21 protein-coding genes are annotated in these 22697 nt (G+C 66.0%); 12 read left to right on the top strand and 9 right to left on the bottom strand.

Annotated features, from left to right (window positions below; genetic code table 11):
- Positions 1–129 precede the first annotated feature (129 nt).
- The gene (gene rmuC, locus ABZ717_RS08775; RefSeq protein ID WP_358507430.1) at positions 130–1794 is read left to right on the top strand and encodes a DNA recombination protein RmuC; all 1665 of its coding nucleotides are present in this window, start codon (positions 130–132) and stop codon (positions 1792–1794) included.
- Between the two features lie 520 nt (positions 1795–2314).
- Here rmuC and ABZ717_RS08770 read toward each other — a convergent pair.
- Together ABZ717_RS08770 and ABZ717_RS08765 are read right to left on the bottom strand one after the other, a co-directional pair.
- Complete coding sequence (locus ABZ717_RS08770; protein ID WP_358507428.1) at positions 2315–2782, bottom strand: NUDIX domain-containing protein; 468 nt, start codon at positions 2780–2782, stop codon at positions 2315–2317.
- Positions 2779–3537, bottom strand: a complete 759-nt coding sequence (locus ABZ717_RS08765) for a helix-turn-helix transcriptional regulator (protein WP_358507426.1) — start codon at positions 3535–3537, stop codon at positions 2779–2781. The genes ABZ717_RS08770 and ABZ717_RS08765 overlap by 4 nt, the downstream gene beginning before the upstream one ends.
- A 120-nt stretch (positions 3538–3657) precedes the next feature.
- On the opposite strand from ABZ717_RS08765, the gene ABZ717_RS08760 reads away from it, so the two are divergent.
- From ABZ717_RS08760 to ABZ717_RS08745, 4 genes are read left to right on the top strand one after another with little or no spacing between them, the layout of a single operon-like run.
- Positions 3658–3801: an albusnodin family lasso peptide gene (locus ABZ717_RS08760; RefSeq protein WP_358507424.1), complete on the top strand. Its 144-nt coding sequence runs from the start codon at positions 3658–3660 to the stop codon at positions 3799–3801.
- A 46-nt stretch (positions 3802–3847) separates the two neighbouring features.
- Positions 3848–5566 (top strand): albusnodin/ikarugamycin family macrolactam cyclase, encoded by a 1719-nt coding sequence (locus ABZ717_RS08755; protein ID WP_358507422.1) that lies wholly within the window; start codon positions 3848–3850, stop codon positions 5564–5566.
- The gene (locus ABZ717_RS08750) at positions 5563–6279 is read left to right on the top strand and encodes a lasso peptide biosynthesis B2 protein (RefSeq protein ID WP_358507420.1); all 717 of its coding nucleotides are present in this window, start codon (positions 5563–5565) and stop codon (positions 6277–6279) included. The genes ABZ717_RS08755 and ABZ717_RS08750 overlap by 4 nt, the downstream gene beginning before the upstream one ends.
- Positions 6272–6850 carry a GNAT family protein gene (locus ABZ717_RS08745; protein WP_358507419.1) on the top strand — a complete coding sequence of 193 codons (579 nt, stop codon included), beginning with the start codon at positions 6272–6274 and terminating at the stop codon, positions 6848–6850. The genes ABZ717_RS08750 and ABZ717_RS08745 overlap by 8 nt, the downstream gene beginning before the upstream one ends.
- A gap of 243 nt (positions 6851–7093) precedes the next feature.
- On the opposite strand, the gene ABZ717_RS08740 is transcribed toward ABZ717_RS08745, so the two are convergent.
- Both ABZ717_RS08740 and ABZ717_RS08735 read right to left on the bottom strand, forming a co-directional pair.
- Positions 7094–7399: a hypothetical protein gene (locus ABZ717_RS08740; RefSeq protein ID WP_358507417.1), complete on the bottom strand. Its 306-nt coding sequence runs from the start codon at positions 7397–7399 to the stop codon at positions 7094–7096.
- A 217-nt stretch (positions 7400–7616) separates the two neighbouring features.
- A complete protein-coding gene (locus ABZ717_RS08735) occupies positions 7617–8201 on the bottom strand; it encodes an ATP-binding protein (protein ID WP_358507416.1) in 585 nt (194 codons plus the stop codon).
- 211 nt (positions 8202–8412) lie between these two features.
- Here ABZ717_RS08735 and ABZ717_RS08730 point away from each other — a divergent pair, with 211 nt between their 5' ends.
- The gene (locus tag ABZ717_RS08730; protein WP_358507414.1) at positions 8413–9276 is read left to right on the top strand and encodes a helix-turn-helix transcriptional regulator; all 864 of its coding nucleotides are present in this window, start codon (positions 8413–8415) and stop codon (positions 9274–9276) included.
- Positions 9273–9509, top strand: a complete 237-nt coding sequence (locus ABZ717_RS08725; protein ID WP_358507412.1) for a DUF397 domain-containing protein — start codon at positions 9273–9275, stop codon at positions 9507–9509. The genes ABZ717_RS08730 and ABZ717_RS08725 overlap by 4 nt, the downstream gene beginning before the upstream one ends.
- Positions 9510–9587: 78 nt before the next feature.
- Here the strand turns inward: ABZ717_RS08725 and ABZ717_RS08720 are convergent, their stop codons facing one another.
- From ABZ717_RS08720 to ABZ717_RS08710, 3 genes are all read right to left on the bottom strand, one after another.
- On the bottom strand, positions 9588–10133 hold the full coding sequence (locus tag ABZ717_RS08720; RefSeq protein ID WP_358507410.1) for a hypothetical protein: 546 nt from the start codon (positions 10131–10133) through the stop codon (positions 9588–9590).
- Positions 10134–10137: 4 nt separating this feature from the next.
- Positions 10138–11229: an XRE family transcriptional regulator gene (locus ABZ717_RS08715; protein ID WP_358507409.1), complete on the bottom strand. Its 1092-nt coding sequence runs from the start codon at positions 11227–11229 to the stop codon at positions 10138–10140.
- Positions 11230–11352: 123 nt separating this feature from the next.
- Positions 11353–11925, bottom strand: coding sequence for a hypothetical protein (locus ABZ717_RS08710; protein ID WP_358507407.1), 573 nt, complete (start codon positions 11923–11925; stop codon positions 11353–11355).
- A gap of 210 nt (positions 11926–12135) precedes the next feature.
- Here ABZ717_RS08710 and ABZ717_RS08705 point away from each other — a divergent pair, with 210 nt between their 5' ends.
- The 4 genes from ABZ717_RS08705 (at position 12136) to ABZ717_RS08690 (ending at position 20508) form a co-directional block, all read left to right on the top strand.
- Positions 12136–14202: a hypothetical protein gene (locus ABZ717_RS08705; RefSeq protein WP_358507405.1), complete on the top strand. Its 2067-nt coding sequence runs from the start codon at positions 12136–12138 to the stop codon at positions 14200–14202.
- Between the two features lie 102 nt (positions 14203–14304).
- On the top strand, positions 14305–15939 hold the full coding sequence (locus tag ABZ717_RS08700) for a class I SAM-dependent DNA methyltransferase (RefSeq protein WP_358507403.1): 1635 nt from the start codon (positions 14305–14307) through the stop codon (positions 15937–15939).
- Entirely contained in the window at positions 15932–17221 is a 1290-nt protein-coding gene (locus tag ABZ717_RS08695) for a restriction endonuclease subunit S (protein ID WP_358507401.1), read from the top strand. The genes ABZ717_RS08700 and ABZ717_RS08695 overlap by 8 nt, the downstream gene beginning before the upstream one ends.
- The gene (locus ABZ717_RS08690) at positions 17218–20508 is read left to right on the top strand and encodes a type I restriction endonuclease subunit R (protein WP_358507399.1); all 3291 of its coding nucleotides are present in this window, start codon (positions 17218–17220) and stop codon (positions 20506–20508) included. The genes ABZ717_RS08695 and ABZ717_RS08690 overlap by 4 nt, the downstream gene beginning before the upstream one ends.
- Before the next feature lie 90 nt (positions 20509–20598).
- Here ABZ717_RS08690 and ABZ717_RS08685 read toward each other — a convergent pair whose 3' ends face one another.
- Positions 20599–21240 carry a Fic family protein gene (locus tag ABZ717_RS08685; RefSeq protein ID WP_358507397.1) on the bottom strand — a complete coding sequence of 214 codons (642 nt, stop codon included), beginning with the start codon at positions 21238–21240 and terminating at the stop codon, positions 20599–20601.
- Between the two features lie 47 nt (positions 21241–21287).
- On the bottom strand, positions 21288–21770 hold the full coding sequence (locus ABZ717_RS08680) for a helix-turn-helix domain-containing protein (RefSeq protein ID WP_358507396.1): 483 nt from the start codon (positions 21768–21770) through the stop codon (positions 21288–21290).
- Positions 21771–22046: 276 nt separating this feature from the next.
- On the opposite strand from ABZ717_RS08680, the gene ABZ717_RS08675 reads away from it, so the two are divergent.
- The gene (locus ABZ717_RS08675) at positions 22047–22637 is read left to right on the top strand and encodes a hypothetical protein (protein ID WP_358507394.1); all 591 of its coding nucleotides are present in this window, start codon (positions 22047–22049) and stop codon (positions 22635–22637) included.
- Positions 22638–22697 lie beyond the last annotated feature (60 nt).

The following is a 22697-nucleotide window of genomic DNA, read 5'->3' as shown; positions in this document are numbered from 1 at the left end:
ATTCCCTATGGTGATGGCCATCGCGTTTCACTCGTCGCCCACGTTTCTCGGGCGGCTCCCGGAACGCGGTGGTCCCATCCTCTTCGCGGTCCGTTGATCCGGCCTGCGCACTTCCCTGGAGGAATCACCGTGAACACCACGCTCATCATCGCTTCATCCCTGGCCACGGCGGCGCTCTTCGCCGTGCTCGGATATCTGTTCGCCCGCGCTCGCGCCCAATCCGAAAATCGCTCTCTCAAGGACGACCGGGCCCGCCTGGAATCAGACCTTCGGATCACGATCCAAGAACGCGACCAGGTCCGCAAGCAGCACGAGGCCTCGCGTGAGGAACACGAGCGGGTCCGGTCCGCGCACCACGAACGCGAGGCCACCCTCATCGAGCAGAGCACCCGGCTGGAGGGCAACGCGGGTCGAATGGCGACCTTGGAGGCCGAACTCGACAACCTCCGGCGACGGCACGCCGAGGCCACCGCCGAGTCCGAGGGCCTGCGCGCCACCGCGAAGGCCGACCACCGGCGCATCCGCGAACTGGAGGGCGAGCTGGCCGGCCGCGACCAGGAGCGTGCGGGACTGACGGCGACCGTCGAACAGCTGCGGTCAGACCTGGCCGGCCACCAGAGCGACCTGGAGAAGTTGCGCACCGAACGCACCGAACTGGAGAAGGGGCGGGCCGCGCTCGACTCCGCGCACAAGGAACTGGAGAGGGTCCGCGAGGAGCAGACCCGACTCCAGTCCGAGCAGGTCGAGGCCACCGTGGCCAAGATGCTGAAGTCCTCCCAGGAGACGCTCGGCAGCACCGCCGAGGACAAGCTCGGAGCGACCGCCAAGGTGGTCGGTGAGAAGATCCAGGAGCTGGAGAGGCACCTGCGTGAGTTCGACGGCAGGCGCACCACCACGGAGACCCGCCTGGACGAGCAGATCAAGCGTCTGGCCGAGGAGAACGCGCGGGGCCGGGAGCAGACCGAGGCGCTGGTGCGGGCGCTGCGCAAGCCCCAGGTGCGCGGCCAGTGGGGTGAACTGCACCTGAAGCGGACCGTGGAGCTCGCCAACCTGCGCGAGCACGTCGACTTCGATCTCCAGGTCACCGTCGAGGGCCAGGAGAGGAAGCAGCGGCCGGACATGGTCGTCAACCTCATCAACGGCCGCAAGGTCGTGGTGGACGCCAAGGTCTCGCTCGACGCCTTCATGAACGCCATCGAAGCGGCCGACGACGCCGACCACGACCGGTACATGGAGGAGCACGCCGCGCAGATCCGCAAACACGTGGACGGGCTCGCCTCGCAGGAGTACTTCACGGCGGTGGCCGGAAGCCCGGACTTCGTCCTGATGTACCTGCCGAACGAGGCCCTGCTCCAGGCCGCCCTGGACAAGCGCCCCGACCTGTACGAGTACGCCCTGGGCAAGCGGATCATGATCGCGACCCCGACGGTCCTGGTTCCGGTCCTGCGCACCATCGCCCTGTCCTGGGAGGAGGAGAAGGTCCGGGAGAACTCCGAGGCCATCCAGAAGCTGGGGCGGGAGATCTTCGATCGTCTGGCCACGGTCGGCGAACACCTGGGAAGGCTCCGGGGTTCCCTCGACAAGTCAGTGGAGCACTACAACGCGACGATCGCCTCGCTGGAGGGGCGTCTACTGCCGGCCGCCCGGGACATCACCAAGCTCGGGATCAGGCCGAACAAGAAGCAGGCCGAGTTGCGGCCGGTGGAACGCCAGGCCCGCGCGGTCGTCGCCGAAGGCCTCGCAACACCGGCCACGCCCGAGCTCACCACCGGCGAGGAGGAGCGGACCGGCTGAGCGCCCGTTCCCTCCACTGACGCGGCCGTTCCCCACGCCCGGGGAGCGGCCGCTCTCAGCCTTGTGGACGTGCGGGGACCGGGCGGTCGGGTGCGCGAACACGAGTGTCGAGCCAAGGGCCGGAAAAGCGTGCGGAGCGCGGCATCTCGGAGCCGACGATGACCTCCCAATGCGCCTCCTCCCATGCGGCCATCGGCGTTCTCCTTTCATCGAACCGTCCTCGATTAAAGGATAGGGGTCGAAACTTTGATGGATGGGCGAACCATGCAAGGTTTCTCCCGATCCACCGGCACCGAGGCACACGGCACCCACGCCCCGAGGCCCTCCCCCGAAGCAGTGGGGCCATGAACAGGGCCACGCGAGAGGTCGGAGCGCCCCGTTCACCGGCTCGTGCCATGGCCGCTTCCTCTCTACATCAGGCTCAAGGAGCGCAGGAACGGAGGAAGCGTGACGAAGGAACGTGACTGAGAGGTGGGTGACGAATCGCCGTGCTTCAGGCGACGTGGACATACCGATCCGCTCAACCCGGGTGAGGCGCACCTTGCCCCAGGGCGTGCTTCACACGCAGACGTTGGGTGTGGTGCATCGAGAGTTCTTCGGCTTCTTCCACGGAGAACCAGTCCATTTCGTGTGACTCATCGCTGACCGCGGGCACCCCGCCGACAAGGCGAGCGCGGAAGCACACGTTGAACTGGCGACGTACTTCCCCGTCGCTGTAGGCGATGATGTGCCGGGCATCGGTGTAGGTGCCGACCAACCCGATCACCTCGACCTCGTAACCGGTCTCCTCGCGCACCTCCCGGACAGCGGTCTCGGGAAGACTCTCGGTCATCTCCATCGCCCCGCCCGGCATCGCCCACAGGCCGTTGTCCACCCTGCGCTGCAACAGCAAACGTCCCTTGTCATCGACGACGGCCGCGCTGGCCGCGACCACCAGACTGTTGGGGACGGGCGCGTTCGGATCGTCGTAGTACTCGGTCCGGCTCATGCGCTGATGCACTCCTCAAGTGGTCTGGCCGTTTTCCACACGGCGTCCATACTGGCGGTATAGGCGTCGAACAGCCCCCTGGGGGCCGAGCGCTTCAACCGCAGCAGTGGGTTGCCATAGGCGTTGACCCCGTACAGGTGCGTGTTGACGTACATGTGGTCATCGGCTCGGTAGAGCGAGTTGTACAGCGTCGTGGAGTGAACTCTCACCGAGATTCCCGCAGCCTTCGTCAATGGCCGGTAATGCATTGCGGCCAGATGGCATCGAGACTGGATGCCATAGCCGAAGTTCTCCTCTTCTCCACGCGCACGCACGGCCTCACAGCCAGGGTCTCCGATGAGTACACGCACGGCGACGCCCCTTTCGGCCTTGCCCCTGAGTAGATCCTTCCAATCGGGGATCTGTTCGTGGAGGAACAGGGCGGCGTAGACCAGGATGTCGATCGACCTTTCGGTGGCTTCGAACATGGAACGCCACTGCTCGATCGGCACCTCGGACCGTTGTCGATACACGGCCACCAGATCGTCTTCCTGGCCCGCCTTTGTTTCGTCTCGCCGTTCCAAAGAGGGCCAGAGTTCACGGACGTCCGCATCCAGGGCCCGGGCCACGGCGTGGGCGTTGCGGCGGTGGGGCACTCGGCCGGTGCGGACCCAGCGGGCCACGGTCTTGGGGTCGGTACCCACGTGAGCGGCGAGGGTCTCCGCCGTGTGTCCGGACTTCTCCAGGAGAACACGCAGTCGTTCGTTGGGGGGCATGGGACGTTTCTACCGCACCAGGACGTCCTTCGAGGCGTCCTTCGTGCGGTAGTGACGTCCCTCTTGTCACGCACAGACTGGCTACTCCACAAGAGCTCATAAGCAAAGGAGTACGCAGCCATGCGGTTCGACACTTCTCCCGTTGAGGAATCCGAGTCGGTGACCGTCGCCCCCGTCGTCGTCGAACTCGGTGATGCCGTGGACCTAACCGAGGGGACGAGCAGCCGGAGCGGCAGCGAGGACAAGCGCTACAAGTACCAGTAGGCGTCTGCGGGCCGGTGGTCGTACACCTCCAAAGAACGGGAGAGACATGGAATGGTTCGGCGGGGTGAGCAGGGCCACCGGCACCCCCTCTGTTCGGCCGATTTCCCCCTCATGGGTCCACGAACTGCCCTGTGGAGAGCTGTGGACGGTGGGCCCGGGTGCCGGGTACGCCGTGACCGTGGCCAAGGTCGGCCTACTCAGTGGGGCGGTCCTTGGCAGCCACGCGGTCTCCACCGACCAATTGTCGATGTGGCTGTCAGGAGACCGGCGTTCCGGACCGCCGCCGTGGCCGGGTACCTACACGGTCATGGTCATCGACCCAGAAGGGATGACCGTCTTCGCGGACCCCGCGCACGCGCTCCCCCTCCATTTCTCTGAGGTGGAGGGCTCCGTGGTCTGGGCGTCCTCCAGCCGGGCCTTGTCGGGTTTGACCGGTACCGGTGTGGATCCGGCATGGGTGTCGGGCCTGCTCGTGAACCCCATGGGAGCGTACGGAAGAGAACGAAGCGCCTTCCTGGGGGTGCGCACCGTCCCTCCGGGCCACTACTTGGAAGTCCGCAAGGGAATGCGGGTCGAGCTCGGTCGCTGGTGGGTTTCTCCTCCGAGCACGCCACTCGCTCAGGCCTCACAGGTATTCAGAACCGCTTTGGAGGAAGCCGTCGCGGTACGATCCGCTCAGGCCGAACACCTGTCCTGTGACCTGAGCGGGGGTCTGGACTCGACCACGCTGTGTCTTCTCGCCGAGCGACGGACCACGGAGCCACGTTCCCTGACCGCGTGGACGGTGCACCCGGCTTCGAGGGACCATGGTGGCGATCTGGATTACGCACGCGAAGCCGCACGCGACCGGTCCGGTATGAAGCACACACTGGTGCCCCTGACCGAAGCGGAACTCCCCTACAGCGGCCTGGGCCGGGTGCCCCCGACCGACGAACCGGCCCCGAGCACCATCACCGGCGCCCGGCACATGTTCGCCTACAAACGAATCCATGCGGCCGGGAGCACACTCCACCTGACCGGAGACGGAGGTGACGCCTTGCTGATGCAGTCACCCGAACTCACGCTCAGGTTGGCGGGACGCGGCCGTTTGTTCCGTGCTCTGAGGGACCTGCACGGATGGGCCAAGCTCGACCGGAAAAGCACGCTTCGTCTACTGCCTCGCCTGTTTCAGGCCGGATCTGCACCTTGCTCGGAACGACTGACCCCGAAAGCGCGCGATATGGCCCTGGCCATCCCCTCCCCCCGTGTCCTGGACATGTTGGGTCGGGACGCCGAACTGTTCGCGTTACAGGGCATCGGGCGTACCGCCCACTCCGACACTCAGTTCGCCGCGTTCCACGGGGTCCGTTTGGAGGCCCCATTCCTGGACCGGTCCGTAGTGGAGGCCGCCTTGTCGTTCCGTGTCGGAGATCGAGGGTCGCCTTGGAGCTACAAGCCGCAGTTGACGCGGGCCATGCGAGACCTTCTGCCCATGACGGTCGCTCAGCGGCGTACCAAGGGTGGGACGGACGCCGATCACCATCTGGGATCGCGTGCGCACCTGCCACAGGTGAGAGACCTTCTGGTCGAGGGTTGGTTGGCGGGTCACGGTCTGATCGATCTAGCGGTGCTGGACCGGGAGTTGTGTGCGGCGGCCTCGGGAAAGGACACGCCGTGGGGGTTGCTGGAGCCGGTGGTCTCCGCCGAGGTGTGGGCCCGCGCGGTCGAAGCGAACCCTTCGCCCGCGTGGTCACGGATCCCGGCTGAACAGGAGGCGGTCGGATGACCCTTCCAGAACGGTTTTCCCTCGCTCCACACCTGCGCTTGGTCTGCTTTCCGTCGACATGCGTCGTATTGGACGAGGAGAAGGGAACGGTGCGGATCCTTGTCGAAGAAGCCGCGCGGGCCGTCTCCGACTTGTCCGCGGCCCAAGGCGAGATCTCGGTGTTTGAGTCCACACCCGAGCGGAAGAGGGTTCTTACAGCGTTGATGGACTCCGGCATCCTCGGTCGGGAGTATGGGCCTCGTGGCTGGGACACAGTGAGGCGAGGAGTGCCCTCCACACCCAGCTGGGGAACTCGGGACAGCCCCGCCGCGCTCGCACCGATCCCCCGGGTCTCCCTGCCCTGGTACCTCTGGGGAGCCCTCGCGCTTTTCGTGGTGTTGATCGGTTCCCTGAGAAAGCATGGAAATGTCTTCGCCCGAACCCGTCGTTTGGTGCGGCGCGCGAGTGCGGGTGCCACCGATCATGGCTCAGCGGTGAAGGCGGCATACGCGGTGCGGAAAGTGGGCCGTCTGCTGCCCTGGCGCGTGGCATGTTGGGAGGAGGCTACGGCGACCGTCATCGCACTTCGTTGGTCGGGTCACCGGTCCTCCTTTCGGCACGGGGTGGCCACCGACCCGGTGCGGTTGCACGCCTGGGTGGAGGTCGGCGGCCGTCCGGTCGCCGAGTCCGACGACATCACCGACTACACACCCTTCGAGGAGTCTGATGAGTGACATCGCCGCACCGGTCCTGTGGGCCCAGTCCGACGGCATCGCCTTGGGCGCGTTGCGTGCCGACCTTGCTCGCGAGTACTGGCGTTGGGAGAGCGATCCCGGCGCGGTGCTCGGGTACGGACGCCAGGTGCCCGAGAGCGCCGAGTCCAGGGCCGAGGGATTGGAGCACCAACTACGCGGAGCCCCCGACCAGGCGCGATTCACCATCTACGACGTGCGTGGGAATGAGCCGGTGCCATGCGGACTGGCGAGCCTGCTCATCGATCATCAGGTGCGCACCGCCGAGTTCATCCTTGTCGTCGCACCCGAGGCCAGGGGCCAGGGTGTGGGCACCAGCGCCACTCGGTTGACGTTGGACTACGCCTTCCACGTCATCGGGTTGGAGATGGTCTGGCTCAAGGTCCTGGAGCCCAACACCGCCGGACGCAACGCCTACGCCAAGGCCGGGTTCCGGGAAGTGGGCACCATGCGAAGTGCGGGGGTCTGGCGGGGCCGACGCTGCGGTGAGGTGGTCATGGACGCGCTCCGGGAGGACTTCCCCGGCTCATCGGTGATCGTGGACCCGGCTTGACGGGTGATCGGTACAGGGTCGGGATACGCAGCCTGTTCGGGTTCCAGACCTAAGCCGGCCGGTGGTCGTCCACAGGCCGGCCGGTCAGGGTTGGCGCGAGTCGGGCCGGATGTGGTCTTCTCGACGTATTGGGGGATCTGGATCTGGCGCCGGTTTCGTGCTGCCCGGATTTCGGCGCGCTCCGCCCCGGCGCCCGCCTTGGTGCGGGCGGGGCCGGGGCACAGACGACGGTTCCGAAGCGGATCAGTGTTGGAAGTGCCATTCCCGGGGCAGTAGCCGGCTCTGGGACTGGGCCCACAGGTGGGCGAGCAGATCGTCGTAGGTCTTCGCCTCGTACATGCCGGTCGCGGAGGCCACCCAGAAGGATTGCGTGGCCTCGCCCCACCAAATGAGCAAGTGCCGATGGCGGGCCTGGAGCGCGGCGGCCTGCTGATGCTCCAACGCGAACTCGGCGCGGTGGCCACCCAGGCGGGGCAAGGTGCCGGCGCGCTGGGTGCGGCAGGTGCGGTGGACGCAGGAAGCACAGGCCGGGCCAGTGGCGGGGGCCAAGCGTCGAGGGACGGGGGTGAAGACCGTGCCAACCGGATGGATGGTCTCGGTAGCGTGGGTGGAGCGAGTGTCCACGGGGCGTCGCGGCGCGGGGATAGGGTGGTTCATCAGATCCTCGTTTTCCTGACAAATGAACTGGTTTGGTTGTTCGGGGGTTCAGGGCCCGGAAGAGCGTTGGCGCGCTCTCCTGGGCCCGTCTCATGTCCGGGACATGTCGTTAGTTGTGGCTGTGCCAGCCACTGCCGGTCAGGTCGTAGGCCAGGTACAGCCAGACGGTGCGGTACTCGGCGTTGCCGTTGTCGCCCCAGGTGGTGGCCAAGGCGTCGACCATGGCCAATCCGCGCCCGGATTCGGCTCCCAGGTTCAGCCCGTCGGGGGCCGGGATCAGGCGGGTGTTGCGGGTGCGCAGGCCCCCTCGGTCGCGGCAGGCCAGGCGGAGCCCTTCCCTGTCGCGGCGTACCCGCAGGGTGTAGTTGCCACCAGGGAGGCCGGAGAGGCTGTGGCGGAGCGCGTTGTTGGCGAGTTCGCTGCCCAGCAGGGTGAACAGGTACCGGTAGTCGTTCGTTTCGGTGGCCGCGCAGGTGTCCAGGAAGGCCCGGACCAGCGGCATCAGGGCCGGGAGGCCGGCGAAGTCGTAGCTGCGGGCCCGGTAGTTGGGCCGCTCGGGAAGGCCGGAGAAGTAGTGGCGCTGGAAGGGCCGGATGAAGCTGGCCAACGGCACGGTGGCCTCACCCTGCACCGGGACGGGCACGGTGGCGGGCGCGAAGGCGGTTTCGGGCACGACGAACACACTCCTTGGCATGGCTGGACACATGAGGCGGGGGATCGTTGCCGGATGCCCGTTGGAGGAGTCTCACGGAGGCCGTGATGCGCGGAACGGGCAAGGCATAGCCTGGACAGATGAACCCTGAGTGATCCACCGGTCACTGACCACACCCCCATACTGAAACCGCGATTCTCAGTTGTCAATCAGTGCTCTGAGATTCGCGATATATTTTTGCTAGGCTGATCCCATGCAACGGCCCTACAGCCCCACCATCCGTCGCAGGCGCCTCGGCTTCGAGCTACGGCGTCTCCGTGAAGAGCACGGTTACACCCTCGATGAGGCCGCCAAGAAATCCGGCGTGCCTCGTGCGACCGTCGGCAAGATCGAGACCGCAGAAGCCCGACGCACACGCGCTCGCGACCTTGATGCTCTGGCTGACCTGTACGAGATCGAGCAAGAATCGAGGGAGGCCCTCCAGCAGCTTTCACGGGAGTCCAAGGAAAAGGGCTGGTGGTCCAGGTACAAGGACGTGTTCAGCGAGCGCGCCCTGCCTGATTTCGAAGCTGAAGCGTCTGCCCTACGGACCTATGAGGCACAGGTCATTCCTGGACTGTTTCAAACTCCGGACTACGCATCAGAGATCTTCCGGGGTGGGCGCGCGATAGACGATCCAGGCATCAATCGCAAAGTGGAAGCACGACTCGCACGACAGCAAATCCTGTCACGGGTCAAGGCACCTCATGTGACAGCGGTCATCGACGAAGGTGCACTACGTAGAAGCGTAGGAACTTCAGAAACCATGGCCGACCAGCTGGAGTACCTTGCGAACTTGGCGCTGCGGCACAACATCGATATCCAGGTTCTACCGTTTTCGAGTGGCGCTCACCTGGGGATGGCTGGAGCCTTCACCATCATGGAGTTCCCTGAGACCAGGGATTCCCCCATCGTCTACGTCGGTACACCTTCAGACGACTTGTACCTGGAGCAGCCTAGCGACATCGAGCGCTATAACCTGACATTCAGCAACGTACAAGGCGCTGCGTTGTCGGTGACCATCTCCATGCAGTTCATCGCCAGTCTCCGATCGTCCCTAGAGAGTGGGAAAACATGATCCTCAAGTTTCAGAAGAGCAGCTACAGCGCCCAGAATCAGAACTGCGTCGAAGTAGCTCAGGTCCCCGGCTTCCGAAAGAGCACCTACAGCGGTCAAGACCAGGACTGCGTCGAGGTGGCCGAACTCCCCTGTGGCGCGGCCATCCGCGACTCCAAGCACCCCACCGCCGGACACCTCCCCTTCCCCGCCCCCGAGTGGACCGGCTTCCTCTCCGCCGCTCTCACCCGCTGACTCTCAGCCTCCCAGACCTTCAACAGCCAGACCCAGCGAAGAGCCTGGCCGTGCACCATCCAGGGCACGGCCGGGCTCTTATGGGAGCAAGCCCTCGCTCTGCGCCCACCCCGCAAAACCTCCCGGGTCGAAGGGAAGATACAGGCCAGCGTCGCGAAGGTCGTCCAGGAACGAAGAGGCGGCGTTCACGGTCCATGCTCCCTGACAGCAGGCGTCCGCAACCAGGCCGGCCGTCCCCCGCACCCCGAGGCCATGGCGCTTGGCTACCTTGCGGGCCTGCCGATCGTCCATGTAGACCGTGCCTCCGTACAGATCTACGTAGGTGCACAGCTCGGTCTCACCGATGTTGTGGTCCGTTGTCATTCCCAACCGCTGGGCCCATCCGACGAACGCACCCAGGTAGGCCAGCGAACCGGTCTCCGCCCTGCCCAGCCATCCGGCAGACGTGATCCGCTTCGCGGCCTCGCCGTCCGCGTCGTTACGCCCCACCTCTTCGATGATCGCGCGGGTGGTCAGACACTCATAGTCCTCCAGCACGCTTCCCAGTACGTCGAGCCGATCGAGTCGGGCGGCATACAGCAAGGGCGATGTGTCGATCAACAGCTTCCGGGGAGAAGCATCCAAACCGCTATTCCTCGTCGAACTCGTCGGGGGTCACCTGTCCGCGCATCATCTCCACCGCGCGGGCGGTGCCGATCAGATCGTCATCCAGCGCCCTCATCACCGCGGAGGCATACGCGGGCGGAACCCTGATCGAGGACAGGTCGGGCTGGGGTTTCCACCCCAGGGCGTCCTTGAACTCGGCCGCCGTAGGAGCGCGGTCCTTCATCTCCTGCCAGAACCCGGTTTTCCCGTTGCCCTCGGACATGGCCTGCCGAACGGTCAGGCTCCAGGAGACCCGATACGTCGCCGACAGCCTGATGAGGTTGTGGCGTACTTCCTCCTGGTTTCGGCGCACCACCGCCTGTCGTGCCTTCACCCTGGGCAGGAGGAACTCGGCGGCGAAGGCGTCCACCACCTTCTCCCTGTCTTGACGGGAGGCGTGCACCCCTCCCCCCGCATCATTGGAGAACTCGTCCCCCAGGACCAGGTGCCCCAGTTCGTGAGCGGCCGTGCTGCGCCGTCGCCCGGGTTGCAAGTGTGCGTTGACCACGGCCACGGCCACGTCGCCGTCCACCAGGGAAGCCCCATCGGCCCCTTCGGGCAGAGGCACCACGGCGACGTACTGTCCCGCCCTCTCACATTCTTCGGCAAGGGAGTCGAGCGGTTCGGTGCCACGGTCCAACCGATCACGCAGCCACAGGGCCGCGTCCCTGGCATCGTCGCCGTTCTTCGCCGAATCGGGGAAGCGCAGCAGGGGTCGTGCCTGGAGCACCCCTTCGTCAACGAGCTGTCGCACGTCCCGCAACCAGTCCGCGAGGAGGGCCTTGGTGCGGTAATCGCTCTTGTCCAGCTCCTCCTCCCCTATGTCGGAGGCGGGTGTGCGCTTGGAGACGACGGCCGGAGGCGAGCTGAGAAAGTGCGAGAGCGGGTAGTCGAGTTCCCGGGCGATCCTGGTGAGCTCGACCGCGTCGATGTGGCGTTTTCCGCGTTCGAGCTTGGAGACCATACTGCGTTCCAGGCCGACCCGGTCAGCCATGCTCCCCTGTGAGAGTCCAGCGGAGATCCGGCTCAGTCTGACCCGTTCCCCGATCAGCTCCCAGCTCAATTCCTGTGCCATGTGTGCGATCATCGCACAGCGCATTCCAATCGTGAACCCGGTTCGGGAAACCATTCGGTCAATCTTCGAAATCCACCAGGCGAAACGAAGACGGATCGACGGAAGTCGGTACATCCGTGCCAGTCACCACCCGGCACCCTCCCCCGGCAGCAGGCACGGGCTTCCCTCTTCCTCCCGCAGCCATCCCTCATCCACCAGGTACCGAATGACGAGCGCACCCTCCCACCGGTCCCAGCCGAACACCGCCTCCAGCTCGCGCCAGGTCGGCCCCTGCCCCTGCTCGGCCAGGCAGGTCTCCACGTGGGCGACCACCCACGGTTCCAGGCCCTGAACGACCCGGCTCGCCCGCATCGCCTGCCCGGTCCGCAGGTTCCGCTGCCGCTCCGAACCCTCCGATCGCGAACGCTCCGGCCGGCGAGGCCCGGGAACGCGCGGCCGCTCCCCCTCCCGCTCTGCCATCCGAACCGAGTAGGGCCGCGGGCTCTTCGAGGTCAGGTGCCAGCCCTTGCAGGTCGGACACTCGTACGTCCGGCGGGGCAACTTCTCCGACCGATCATCGCCGTGGTGGTGGATGGCCGCGAGGGCGAGCTCGGCGCTGATCCGATCCTTGAACCAGCGCTTGCCGCAGCTACGCGGGCGAGGCCGGCGCGGCGGGCGGGTGGTGCTACGACCGGGGCGCATGTGCTGTCGACTCATGGGGGGTTCCTCTTCCTTCGGCTTCTTTCTGCGGTGCCGCTGGAGCACCGTCCGTCCGTGGTGTTGGAAGAACGGTAGCCGTGAATCCATGAATCAAGAAGTCCAGATACTGATAACCCGGGTTATCAGAGAGATCATGATGAAGATCCAGATCTTGCCCTAGAGTGGCCTCACACCGCACACCCCAGCAGAGAGCGAGGAACCCCTCCCATGCCGTCGCCCTCCCCGCATCTGTCCCTCTCGGACATCGCGGTCCTCGCCCGAGTCCAACGCCCGGTCGTCTCCAACTGGCGGCGTCGCTACGCCGATTTCCCCTCACCCGAGACCGAGGAGGGCAACCGCAGCTGGTTCGACGGCCGCGAGGTCACCGGCTGGCTCACCACCCACGGGCTCGGCAACACCCCCATCGAGGACCTCGCCCCGGAACTGGCCGCGCACGGCCTGGTCCGCCTCGCGGAGGAGATCGGGGGCCGACGCCTGGTCGTGGTGCTCGGCGCTCTGCTTTGTCTGCACCACATGAACGACGGCTTTCCCTCCGACATGACGGAGGACGCACTACTGGCCCGGGTGCAGCGCATGGACTCCGAAGACGAGTTCTTTCTTCGAGAACTGAAGGAGGACCCGACGCTCACCCTCCGTTTGGCGCCCCTGGCCGAAGAACTGATCGAGGCCGCCTACACCCCCGCCGGCGCCCACGAACACCTCATGTCGCACCGTCACCGACTCGGCCTCACCGGATCGGACACCGGTTCGCTCTCCCCCGAACTGCGCCGGCTCATCCTGCGGATCGCCGATCCCCTCGGGCATGCTCGCGACGACGGCACCCTCACCGTCGCCGATCCCTACGCCCTGTGCGGGGACCTGCTCCACGACGTCGTGGCCACCCTCGATGACCCCTCCGACAGCGTCGTACTGGCCGCCGAGAGGCGCACCGACCTGGCCCGGTTGGTCCGCCGTCGCCTGGTGTTGGCGGGGGTGGCCGAGTTCGACCTGGACGTGCAGACCGGCACCGAATTGGAAGAAGGGATGGCCGACCTCGACCTGCTGGTCACCCTCCTGCCGTACCAGGCCGGGGAGGGCCGCTCTCGCGCCTGGTTCCTTGAGGAGATCGAGGCGATCAGCGTTCTTCTTCGGCCCGGGCGCACAGCGGTGATCATCGGTCCGACCGACGCGCTGGTGGGAGAACTGGACACGGAGGAAGCACAGATCCGCTCCCGTCTGTTGCGCGGCAATCTGGTGGAATCGGTGACCGCCCTGCCCGGCGGCGTCGACCCCTCCCGTCCCGGGTACGGGAGCGCGCTGTGGACCCTGCGCCGGGACCCGGTACCCGCCGCGCGCGGTCGAGTGCTGATCAGCGACATCAGTGACCGAACACTGGATGAGGGGGTCCGGAACACTCTGGCCGAGGACATCCTGCTCTGGCGGGCCGAGGGCCACCATCTGGGCGGACACGATCCTCGCCACGGGCTGGCGGTGCCCATCCAGGACCTGGAGAAACGGTTCGGTGAGGCGCTGCTGCCCCCCGGCCCACCCGCGTCACGGATCAGGTCCCGCATGGCGCACGACCGGCCGGCCCTCATCGCCGAGGCCGAGGCGCGACTGTCCGAGGCCGAGAGGCGAGCCCGGGTTCACGTCGAGGTGAGCGGCCCGCTTCGGGGCGCACTGGAACGTCGTATCGGCCCGGCGCCGAGACGGGTCACCATCGGCACCCTCATCCAGCAGGGCCGGGTCTCCGGCGTCAAGGGGCACCGGATCGCCGACGAACACATCGACCCCGCCGGCCAGGTGGACGTGCTCGGACCGGATGAGGTGCTCGGTGGGGCTCCGCGCGGTGGCCGCAGGATCGACCGGCTGGTGCTGGCGGCGGTGTACCCGTACGTGGCACTGACCGAACCCGGGGACGTGGTGTACACCTCCAGCCCGGAGTTCGGGGTGCTGGTCGACCACGAGGGGGCGTCCCTGGTGGCCTTCCCCGCCCGTGTGCTCCGGGTGAACCCGGACGCGCGCCGACCGCTCAGTCCCCGGGTGTTGGCCCTGCTGGTGGACGGGGCGTCCTCCGTGCGCCGACCGGCGGGGGCCGTGCGCGCCACGCGAGGCGTGGGAGAGGTGGTCCTGCCCGATCTGCACCCGCAGGAGGTGGCCCGGTTGGATGAGTTCCTCGCCGAAGCCGACCGGCGCCGAGCCCTGTTGGACGCGCAATACGCCGAACTCGACACCATCCGGCGGTTGAGCGCCGCCGGATTCACCGACGGGACCTTGACCGTCTCCGGCGACTGACAGACTTTCCCACAGATCCCCGCTGTCATGGCTCCACCCTCCCCTCAAGGGGTGGTGGATCTACGAACAGCACCCCCACGTCCCGAAAGGAACGGATCGCACATGCCGCCACGCAAACGCGCCGACACCCAGCAAGGCGAGTTGTTCACCGCCTCCACGCCCGAACAGATCCGGGCCATCCTGTGGAAGGCCGCCGACCAGCTGCGCGGATCGATGGACGCCGCCCAGTACAAGGAGTTCGTGCTGGGGCTGGTCTTCCTCAAGTACGTCTCGGACGCCTTCGCCGAGCGGCGTCGGGAGATCGCCGAGGAACTCGAAGAGGACGGCATCCCCGAGCACCGGCGAGACGCCTTCCTGGAGGACCAGGATTCCTACAGCGAGGAGAACGTCTTCTGGGTGCCGGCCCAGGCCCGGTGGACCTACATCGCCGACAACGCCGCCAGCAGCGCGGAGGGCGTGGGCAAGCTCATCGACGACGCGATGGGCGCGATCATGGCGCAGAACCAGCCGCTCACGGGCGTTCTGCCGCAGATCTTCAACCGCGACAACGTCGACCAGAAGCGGTTGAAGGGGCTCGTGGACCTCATCAGCGACGCCCGGTTCGCCGGTAGCGAGGAGAAGACCGCACAGGACGTGCTCGGGGAGACCTACGAGTACTTCCTGGAGCAGTTCGCGCGAGCCGAGGGCAAGCGGGCCGGTGAGTTCTACACGCCCAAGAGCGTGGTGGAACTGCTGGTGGAGATCATGGAGCCGTACGAAGGCCGGGTGTACGACCCGTGCTGTGGTTCGGGTGGCATGTTCGTGCAGGCGCAGAAGTTCGTCGAGTCGCGCAAGGGACACGACACCACGCACGCCCTGGCCGTTTATGGCCAGGAGGCCAACGAGCGCACCTGGCGTCTGGCCAAGATGAACCTGGCCATCCACGGCATGGACCCCGAGGGCGTGGGAAAGCGGTGGGCGGACACGTTCTCCGACGACAAACTGCCCGACCTCAAGGCCGACTACGTGATGGCCAACCCACCGTTCAACCTGCACCCGTGGGAGCGGCGCACGGACGACAATCGCTGGAAGTTCGGTGTTCCACCGGCCGGTAACGCCAACTACGCCTGGTTGCAGCACATCATCTCCAAGCTGGGCGACCGGGGCATGGCAGGCGTGGTTCTGGCCAATGGGTCGATGTCGTCGCAGTCCTCGGGAGAGGGCGAGATCCGTAAGGCGATCCTGGACACCGACCTGGTGGCGTGCATGGTGGCGCTGCCCGGGAACCTGTTCCGCACCACCGCGATCCCGGCGTGTCTGTGGTTCCTGACCAGGGACAAGGGCGCACGGGACGCCGAGACGCGCAACGATCGGCGCGGTGAGGTGCTGTTCATCGACGCCCGCGAGATGGGCGAGATGATCAACCGCACCGAGCGGGTGTTCTCCGCCGAGGACCTGGAGAAGATCGCCGACACCTTCCACGCCTGGCGCGGCACCGGTTCGGCCAAGAAGAAGAACCTGGAATACGAGGACGTTCCCGGGTTCGCCTACTCGGCCAAGCTCCAGGAAATCGCCAAGCACGACTACGTGCTCACCCCGGGGCGGTACGTGGGAGCGGCCGAGGTCGAAGAGGACCCGGATGCCGAACCGCTGGACGAGAAGATCGCCCGCCTGACGAAGGAGCTCTACGAGCACTTCGACGAGTCCAAGCGCCTGGAGGGCGTCGTCCGTGAACAGCTCGGGAGGATCAGTGGCTAGGAGCAACACCAAGACAGGGGGCCGAGTCGCCACCAGCGGGGTCATTCCAGGACGTTGGGCACTGAGTGTCGGTGACCCCGAAACCCCCACGCCTGAAGGGTTCTCTTGGACCCGCCTCTCTGACGTAGCCCGCCTGGAAAGCGGCCACACCCCCAGCCGGAAAAAGGACGAATACTGGAACGGAGAAATCCCATGGATCGGCATCCGAGACGCCACAGAAAACCATGGGCGCGTCATCACCTCTACCAAGCAGTGGATTTCCGAGGAAGGTCTCAATAATTCCTCAGCGAGGCTTCTCCCCGCAGGCACGGTCTGTTTGTCCCGCACCGCGTCCGTCGGCTATGTGATCACCATGGGAATTCCCATGGCTACTAGTCAGGATTTCATTAACTGGGTATGCGGCGCCCAGCTCTCAGCAAAGTACCTACACTACATCCTCATGTCCGAGCAGGAGGCCATTCGACGTTTCGCTCACGGAACCACTCATCAGACCGTATATTTCCCTGAGGCGAAAGCCTTCCATGTATGCATCCCTGAGCGCCCAGAACAAGACGCGATCGTATCCGCACTCGGCGCACTGGACGACAAGATCGCAGTCAACGAGAGCATTACAAATACAGCACTCACTTTAGCAAATTCCGTGTTCGAGTCTGAGGCATTGGGGGTCAGCCTTGGAGAAGACACCTTCGGCTCCGTTGCCCGTGTAGCAGGAGGCGGGACACCAAAGACGAAGGAAGATAACTACTGGGGAGGAGACGTCGCCTGGGCAACCCCTAAAGACATCACTGCTCTAGAATCACCTTACTTGTTCAAGACAGGAAGGACCATCACCCCACTCGGCTTGGAAAACTGCGCCTCAGAAATCTACCCTGCACAGTCAATATTCATGACTTCCAGGGCCACAATCGGGGCCTTTGCCCTCCCGCAGATTCCAGCTGCCGTAAACCAAGGGTTCATCGTGGTCATTCCTCCCACTGATGACCTTCGATGGTGGCTTTTTCACGAAATGCGCTCTCGTGTCGACGAAATGTTGAGCCTGGCGAACGGATCAACCTTTCTAGAACTCAGCCGTAAGAATTTTAAGGCTATGCCTGTTCGCATGCCTGAGCCTGAGGTTCTCCAACGTTTCTCTTCAAGAGTGAAACCTCTACACGAAAGCGCTCGTAACGCTGCATCTGAATCCCGCACCCTCGCGGAACTACGCGACACCCTTCTTCCTCAACTGATGTCCGGAAAGCTTCGCGTCAAGGACGCTGAGAAAATCGTGGAGGACAACGTATGACACCCCCCAGATCCGGCGATTCCACCCCCACAGACTCCACCGCTCCCCTCTCCTCCAGCGCCTCCGAGCGGATGACGGAGGCCGATTGGGAGCAGTACGCCCTCGAAGAACTCGGCGAACTCGCGTGGTCGACCGGTTCCGGTAAGGAGTTCACTCCCTCCCCCGACAACCAGCGCCGGGTCTGGGACGACCTCCTCTTCCACCACGACCTTCGCGACGCGATCGAACGGCTCAACCCCGACCTTCCCCCCTCCGCCGTGGAGCGGGTGATGACCATCGCCACCACCCCCCAGTCCCGGGAAGCGCTTCCGGAGAACCGGCTGGCGCACGGCTACCTCACTTCCGGAATCCGCCTGACCCACACCGACGAGTTCGGGGCCGAGCACTCCCCCACGGTCCGGCTCATCGACTTCCAGAACCCGACCGCCAACACCTTCCGGGCCATCAACCAGGTGCGCCTGTTGGACGACGACCACGAACGCCGCTTCGACGTCGTCCTCTACGTCAACGGTCTTCCCCTGGCCATCGTCGAGCTCAAGAACGCCTCCGACCCGCGAACCACCCTCGCCGGAGCCCACGCCCAGTTGGGCACCTACGCCGAGGAGTTCCCCAAGGCGTTCCGCTACAACGTCCTCTGTCTGGTCTCGGATGGGGTCACCGCCAAGTACGGCACCCCCTTCACGCCCTTCGAGCACTTCGCGCCCTGGAACGTGGACGGCCAGGGCAACCCGGCCGGCGGTCCCGACTTCGAGTACGAGGACGCCGACGCTCCCGACGCCCTCGCCCTGGCTCTGCGCGGACTCTTCGAGCAGCCCCGATTCCTGGACCTGGCACGCAACTTCGTCAACTTCACCGGCTCCGGTGGCTCGCACGGCAAGCGCGTGGCCAAGGCCCACCAGTACTTCGCCGTCACCAAGGCCCTGGCCGCCGTGGTGGAGGCCTCGCGCACCAACGGGCAGGCCGGCGTGGTCTGGCACACGCAAGGCTCGGGCAAGTCTGAGGAAATGGTGTGCCTGAGCGGGTTGGTGGCCCGTGAACCCGCGCTGAACAACCCCACCGTCCTGGTGGTCACCGACCGCAACGACCTGGACGACCAACTCCTGAGCACCTTCCAGGCCAGCCGTGACCTGCTGGGTACCGACCCGGTCCAGGCCGACAGCCGCCAGGAGCTTCGGGACGTGCTGACCAACACCACCACCGGCGGGATCGTCTTCACCACCCTCCAGAAGTTCGGCCTCACCAAGGCCGAACGCGAATCGGGGGCCGACCATCCACTGCTGTCCGACAGGCGCAACATCCTGGTCATCGTCGACGAGGCCCACCGCAGCCACTACGACAGCCTCGACGGCTACGCCCGCCACCTGCGCGACGCACTGCCCCACGCCACCCTGCTCGCCTTCACCGGAACCCCGATCTCCAAGGCCGAGGCCAACACCCGCGAGGTGTTCGGCGCCGGTCAGGACTACATCGACGTCTACGACCTGCGCCGGGCGGTGGAGGACGGGGCGACCGTCCGCGTCTACCACGAGCCCCGGCTGATCGAGATCTCACTGCCCGAGGGGGTGGACCCGGCCGACATCGACGCCCGGGCCGACACGATCACCGCCACCATGGACGACGCCGAACGCCGCAAGGCGCTCAAGGCGGCGCTGAGGATGACCAACATCTACGGCGCCCCGGACAGGGTGGCCAAGCTCGCCCAGGATCTGGTCGACCACTGGGAGGAGCGTTCCCAGCGTATCCGTCCCGACATCGGTGGCCCCGGAAAGGCCATGCTGGTGTGCGCCACCCGCGAGGTGTGCGTGCGGGTCTTCGACGCCCTGGCGAAGCTGCGCCCGGAGTGGGTGGGCGAGGGCCCCGACACGGGCGTGATGAAGGTGGTCTTCTCCAGTGATCCCTCCGACCCGGCCGAACTCAAGGCGCACGCCCTGCGCCCCTCCGGGCACAAGATCGTCCAGGCCCGCGCGAAGGACCCCGACGACGAGCTTCAGCTGCTCATCGTGAACGACATGCTGTTGACCGGCTACGACGCGCCGCCGATCCACACCATGTACATGGACCGGTCCATGCGTGGCGCCGGACTGATGCAGGCCCTGGCGCGGGTCAACCGACGTTTTCGCAACAAGCAGGACGGGCTGCTCGTGGGCTACGCCCCGCTGAGCGAGAACCTCCAGAAGGCGCTGGCCGAGTACTCGCCCCGTGACCAGCGGGACAAGACCCTGGGCCGGGGCATCGACCGGGCCATCAGCGAGGTCCGCAACGAGTACGACACCATCTGTGGCCTGCTCTCGGGGATCGATTGGCGCCGGCTGTTGGCCGCCGTTGGCGACGACGCACGCCTGCGCGCGCTGCGACTGGTCTCCAACCACCTGGTCTCCCCCGAGGCCCAGCGTCGCCCGGGCGAGAGCGATGAGAAGTCCCTGTCGGAGCGTTTCCGAGAAAGCGCCACCCGGTTGGAGCGCTTCCACCAGCTGTGTTCGATGAGCTCGCAGATCAGCGAGCGCTTCGAGGACCTGGAGCACTGGCGGCGCGACATCGCCTTCTTCGTGGAGGTGCGCGCCTGGGTGGTCAAGATCGAGGCCGCCAACCGGGAGGCCCGGGGTGAGACGCTGCCGGCCGAGATCAACACCTACCTGTCTCAGTTGGCGGCCTCTGCGGTGGACGCCGAAGAGATCACCGATCTGTACGCCGAGGCGGGCATGGGCCGGCTGGACATCACCCGGCTCAACGAGGCCCAACTGCTCAAGCTCCAGCAGTCGCAGACCCCGCACCTGGCCACCGAGGCGTTGCACCGCCTGGTCCAAGAGAAGATGCGCGAGGTCACCAGGCACAACGCGATCAGCCGCGAACGGTTCACCGAACGATTGGAGAAGCTCATGCTGCGGTACATGCACGAGCAGCTCAGCAGCGCCGAGGCGCTGGCCGCCCTGTTCTCCCTGGCCGAGGAGGTCATGGCCGAGGCCAACCGTGGTGAGGAATTCGATCCGCCGCTCAGCCACGCCGAACTGGCGTTCTACGACGCGGTGGCCTCCCACGGCACCGCCAAGGACCTGATGGGCGACGACACCTTGGCCGAGATCGCCCGCGCCCTGGTCAAGGACATCCGCAAGAACCTGAGCACCGACTGGCTCTCCCGTGAGCCGGTACGGGCCAAGCTGCGGGGCCGGGTCAAGCGCCTGCTGGCCAAGTTCGACTACCCGCCCGACCAGGAGAAGAGGGCGATCGACTCGGTCATCAAGCAGATGGAGACCTTCGCCAACGAGTGGGCGCCCGCCACCAAGGGGTAGGGACCGGGGCGGACGCGACAGGGGCCGGGGAGCCGTGGTCGACGGGTTCCCCGGCCCCTCGCGTTTCGGCGGCGGGGAGTACCGGTTCGCTCATGGTGGCTGCTCGATCCCGGTGATGACCGAGAGCGCGCTGGCACTGGCCGTGGCCTGGCGGTATGGGTCAGGGGTGTCGATGGCCCGCTGTTCCAGGTAGGAGGCCAAGGAGGTGGAGTCGGCGATGGCTCGGAAGCGCAATTCCCTCAACACGTCGACATCGATGCTCATCCAGTCGATGGGGTACCCGGCGTTGACGGCGAGCCGATCGACGAAGGCGGTCTGGGACCTGGTGTTTCCGTCCCGGAAGGGATGGATCTGAGTCAGGTAGCCCCAACTCTCTGAGAGCTCGCCGAAAAACTGCTTACGATCCAGTCCGGTCAGGTACCTCTGGCGGTGCAGTTGTCCGAAGACGTCGTCGAGGCCTGGTTGGATGTACTCCTCCCTGGCATAGACGATCCCGGTGTTCAGCGCGCCCATCGGCGCGGCGTTGCGCCGGATCCGTCCAGCCCAATGCCCTACGACGTCATCACCGACGACGTCGCCGAGCAGTTTGTGGTGGATCGAGGCCAGGTAGGCGAAGTCGAAATTCCGTGGCATCGGCTCCAGGCTCATCGCCGCCCATTCCAGCGTGGCGTAGTCGTTCATGGCCTCGTCGAGCCGCTCATGGCTGTTCAGCCCGAGTTGGTTACGCAGCACTCCCCCGCTGTGAGGAATGGTGTACCTGTCGTCGAAGGCCGATTCCCTCACTTGTCCCTGTGGTTGTACTTGGCGGCCAGTTCAGCGCGAGCGTCGGTGAGCGTGGTGTGGCCTTCGAGCACGCGGCGCGCGCGGTCCATGGCCTGGTCCGAGGGGAAATGCCCTGCGAGCTGTTGACCCTTCTCGATCAGCGCGAGCGTCTGCTCGACCCCGGTATCGGATGCGGTCGCCGTGGTAGGAGTGGATCGTTCCAGGACCTTGTCCGCGGACTCGCGACGTCGCGAGTCCGCGGGCCCGGGGACCCGCTTGGGCGCGGCGTCGACGGACGGGTTCAACCCCAAAGCGTCGAAGACGTCGAGGACCTTACCAAGAGCCGCACGCGGATGGCCCTCTTCCAATGCGATGAGGAAAGTGCGACTGACACGCGCCCTCCGCGCCAGTTGCACCTGAGTGAGTCGCTGAGATCTGCGTTCGTCTCTGATGACCGTGCCGACGGTGGCGGCGGTGACGTTGGATCGTGTGCTCCCCATGAAACAATCCTATACAAAATGTCGTCGATCGTCGACATTTTGCAGGTGGGTCGAGGCGGGCGACGGGTTCCCCGGCCCCTCGCGTGCGTGAAGGACCAGCAGTCTCTTTGGTTCCAGGTTTATTCGATAACCCCTGTTATCAGATCAGAAAGTGGTTACTTCACGCCCGGGATCGCATGCTGGACCTGTCAGCGCGCATCCCCGGCTCAGGCAGGGCGGCGCGGGGCCGGTAGCACTCGCGACCGGCCGCCACCCCACGCATGGAGGAGACCCCTCGTGAAGTCCGCTCAGAACACCTTCGCCCTCGCCCTGTCCCTCGGCCTGGCCGCCCTGGCCACCGGTTGCGCCGGCGCCCCCGACGACAGCCAGATCGTGGACCTGGAGCACACCCGGGAGAGCGAGGACGCCGCCGGCGAGGAGGCCGTCCAGGACGAGGCCGCCGACGAGACGCCCACCAGCGTCGAGGAGGAGTTCGGCTCGGAGTACGTCTACACCGACGGCCTCACCGTCCGGCTCGCGGGCATCGAGCGCCGCGTCTCCGGCGAGTGGGACTCCCCGGAGAACACGCCGTACGTGTACTTCGACATCCAGTTCGACAACGGCACCGGCGGCCCCGTCGACCTCACCTACCTGTCGGTCTACTGCCAGGTCGGTGAGGAGGGCCGCACCGCCGAGGACGTGTACACCGACGACACCGGTTCCGGGTTCACCTCCACCGTCATGGACGGGCGCACCGCCACCGCGGGCTACGGCTGCGCGCTCCCCGAGGAGGAGTCCTACCTCCAGGTCGAGCTGACCCTCAGCGACTGGGAGGACTTCGACGACGAGGTGCGCGAGACCGTCTACTTCGTCGGCGACGTCGCCTGACCATCCGGCCGTCCCCGCCCGCACGAGAAACGACACAGTCGTACGCCCAACCGGCCTTTG

The organism is Nocardiopsis sp. NPDC006832 (assembly GCF_040635885.1).
Lineage (GTDB): Bacteria > Actinomycetota > Actinomycetes > Streptosporangiales > Streptosporangiaceae > Nocardiopsis.
Note: the sequence above shows the minus strand (reverse complement) of the source record. Positions and strands in the feature narration are given on the sequence as shown.